At 65.7% G+C, this 2,617-nt stretch carries 3 protein-coding genes; 1 reads left to right on the top strand and 2 read right to left on the bottom strand.

Features of this window, described 5'->3' with window-relative positions; all coding sequences use genetic code 11:
• Positions 1-505: MOFRL family protein (locus tag CKO15_RS13415; RefSeq protein ID WP_274600162.1), on the top strand; the 505-nt coding region annotated here is incomplete at its 5' end.
• Positions 506-809: 304 nt separating this feature from the next.
• Here CKO15_RS13415 and CKO15_RS13410 read toward each other — a convergent pair.
• Both CKO15_RS13410 and CKO15_RS13405 read right to left on the bottom strand, forming a co-directional pair.
• A complete protein-coding gene (locus tag CKO15_RS13410; RefSeq protein WP_200197265.1) occupies positions 810-1,559 on the bottom strand; it encodes an SDR family oxidoreductase in 750 nt (249 codons plus the stop codon).
• Positions 1,560-1,604: 45 nt separating this feature from the next.
• A partial coding sequence (locus tag CKO15_RS13405; RefSeq protein WP_200197263.1) for a tyrosine-type recombinase/integrase occupies positions 1,605-2,617 on the bottom strand: 1,013 nt, incomplete at its 5' end.

Genomic DNA, 2,617 nt, shown 5'->3' with positions numbered 1-2,617 from the left:
CATTGCCAACAACGCCCAAGCGGTGGCCGCGGCTGCCGCAGAGGCACGCCGTTTGGGTTATCGGGTGGAACAGTGGCCCGGGCCTTTAGCCGGACCGGTGGAGTCGCTGGTCGAGGCGTGGTGGCAAGCGGTAGCAGGCGTCGATCGCAGCCAGGGGCCAGTCTGTCTGCTCGGTGGAGGCGAACCGACGGTCACCTTGCCGCCGTCGCCGGGGGAGGGCGGACGCAGTCAGCACGCCGCCTTGCTATTGGCGATCCAAGCGCGAGGCCGTGATGACGTCACCTTGCTCTGTGCCGGTACCGACGGCAGCGATGGACCGACCACCGTCGCCGGGGGGTGCGTTGATGGCGGGACTGCTGCCCGTATGGAGGCAGCTGGCTACGACCCGGTTCGTGCCGCCGAATGCTTTGCCTCCGGCCCGGCGCTGGCGGCCGCCGGAGCGCAGTTGGTAACCGGACCGACCCAGACCAACGTTATGGACCTGTGGGTGGCGGTGGTGGCTTGAGCTGGCTCTCAGTGGTGTAGGGGAGCCCACTTCTAAAAAGCGCGGAAACGGTTGCAACGAGATAAAATGAACCGGTACACCTGACTCAGGTGAGGCGGTGGCATTAGGGTAATGCGGGATGATGACCGCCTCACATTCTCCCGTGCCAACGGGGATAGTCCGGTGAGTTGTTTGATATTCGATCAGGGACGATTTTTTCCCCCGCGTCAGCGGGGATTGGGTTGGCTGGGTTTGACTGTTTGGAAGGGGATTGCTAGGCGACGATTCCCTCCCGCAGCGGTGGTGCCGGAATGGCGCAGCACGGTTACTCGGCATAGATCATCCGCCGTGTCATGCCGCCGTCTGCTGCCCAAGATTGCCCCGTGATGAAGCCCGCCTCAGCGCTGAGCAGAAAGGCGGTGAGTGCAGCGATGTCCGCCGGAGTACCGACCTTACCGACCGGATGCTGTGCGTGATCGGCTGCGGTCAGCGGTTCGACGCGTTGTGTTGCCGGCGGGCGTGTATCGATCCAGCCTGGATGGATGCAGTTGACCCGCACCTGCGGCCCGGTGGAGATGGCAAGGGCGTGGGTGAAGGCCTCTAGGCCGCCCTTGGTGGCGGCGTAGGCTTCGGTGTGGGGCTCCGATTGCCAGGCGCGAGAGGAGCCGATATTCACGATGGCGCCTCGTTGGGCGCGAAGCAGGGGCAGGGCGTGCTTGCAGAGCAGGAAGGCTCCGGTGAGATTGGTATCGAGGTACGCTTGCCACTGGTCCAAACGGAGTGTTTCGACTGGCTGATGGCCGGGATCACTGATGGCGGCGTTGTTCACGAGCCCATCGAGCCTGCCATGGGCCTGCTGCACCTCGTCCAGCACCTGCTCAACACTGCACTCATCGCGCACATTGAGGGCGATCGCTGTAGCTTGGGGACCGATACGCTCTGCGGCGGTCCGGCACTCCGCCTCGTCGAGATCGCCCATGATCACATGCCAGCCGTCACCGGCTAGGCGCTGCGCGATGCCGTAGCCGATCCCGCGGGCCGCACCCGTAACCAGGCAAACCGGAAGCTCGCTCATACTCTTCTCCCTTCGGCAGCAGCGGACGCTTTGCTCCCTCAGTGATCAAGACCGCTCCCCCCACCCCAGATCGAGCCGCTCGGCCTGCTCGGCAAGACGATCGCGATCGGCATGGACGTACTGCGACAGGCTCTGCAAGGAGGCGTGGCGCGAGGCGGCGCGAGTCTCTTTGAGTGACCAGCCGTGATCGAGTCGATGGGTGATGCCGGTATGGCGCAGCCAGTGGGTTGAGGCGTGACACAGTGTTTCGGCCCCGGCCGGGTGATCGGCGGCGATGCGCTCGGCGGTCGCCAAAAAGAGCGATTTGACGATGCGATAGATCGTGGTGCGGTGGACCGGCTGCCAGCCGTCGCGCTGCGGGTAGAGGCTGACGACCATTGGGGTCTGCTCCTCGGCGGCTGGGTAGGGCGGCAGTCCGAGGTGTTCGCGGTAGCGGGCGAGCTCGCCGATCAGGGTGGAGGGGACCGGGACGTGATCGGCGGCGTCCTCCGGGCGGCGGTGCTTGCCCTTCACACGCCACCACCACTGCTCGGCGTGCGGCCGGCGCACCCGGTAGAGATCGCCCATGCGCGCCTGGGCAAACTCGCTGGCCCGGGCGAGTAGCACGTAGAGCGCCGAGAGCACCCAGCGGGCGCGGTGGTAGCGAGCCTGTTGCGTAGCCGTCTGCTGCGGAAGATCAGCCAGGGTTCGACCGACTTCGTGCCACAAACCTTCATCGAGGAAGCGCTCCTGCACCGCTGCCCGGCGGGGTGGACGTGCTAAGTGCGTGGCCCCGGCGACGGGATTGAGACGCAGATAGCCCTGCTCGACGAGGTAGCGGTAGCAGCGGCTGACCACTTGCAGCGCCTGATAGCGGCTTCTTCCCTCCAGCGGCTTACCAAAGGGTCGCCAGCGCGGGTCGTTGCGCGGGCATTCGGGGCCGTACCAGTGTGGCCACTGCTCCGGGCTGCGCAGCAGCTGCTCATAGAGCATGACATCGTCGGGGGTCGCCTCAGCCAGCGCCTTGCCGCGCTCGATGCCGAGCCAGAGCAAGTAGCGTTCGATCTCGTGCTGATACT

The sequence above is a fragment of the Halorhodospira abdelmalekii genome (assembly GCF_016583625.1).
GTDB lineage: Bacteria > Pseudomonadota > Gammaproteobacteria > Nitrococcales > Halorhodospiraceae > Halorhodospira > Halorhodospira abdelmalekii.
Note: the sequence above shows the minus strand (reverse complement) of the source record. Positions and strands in the feature narration are given on the sequence as shown.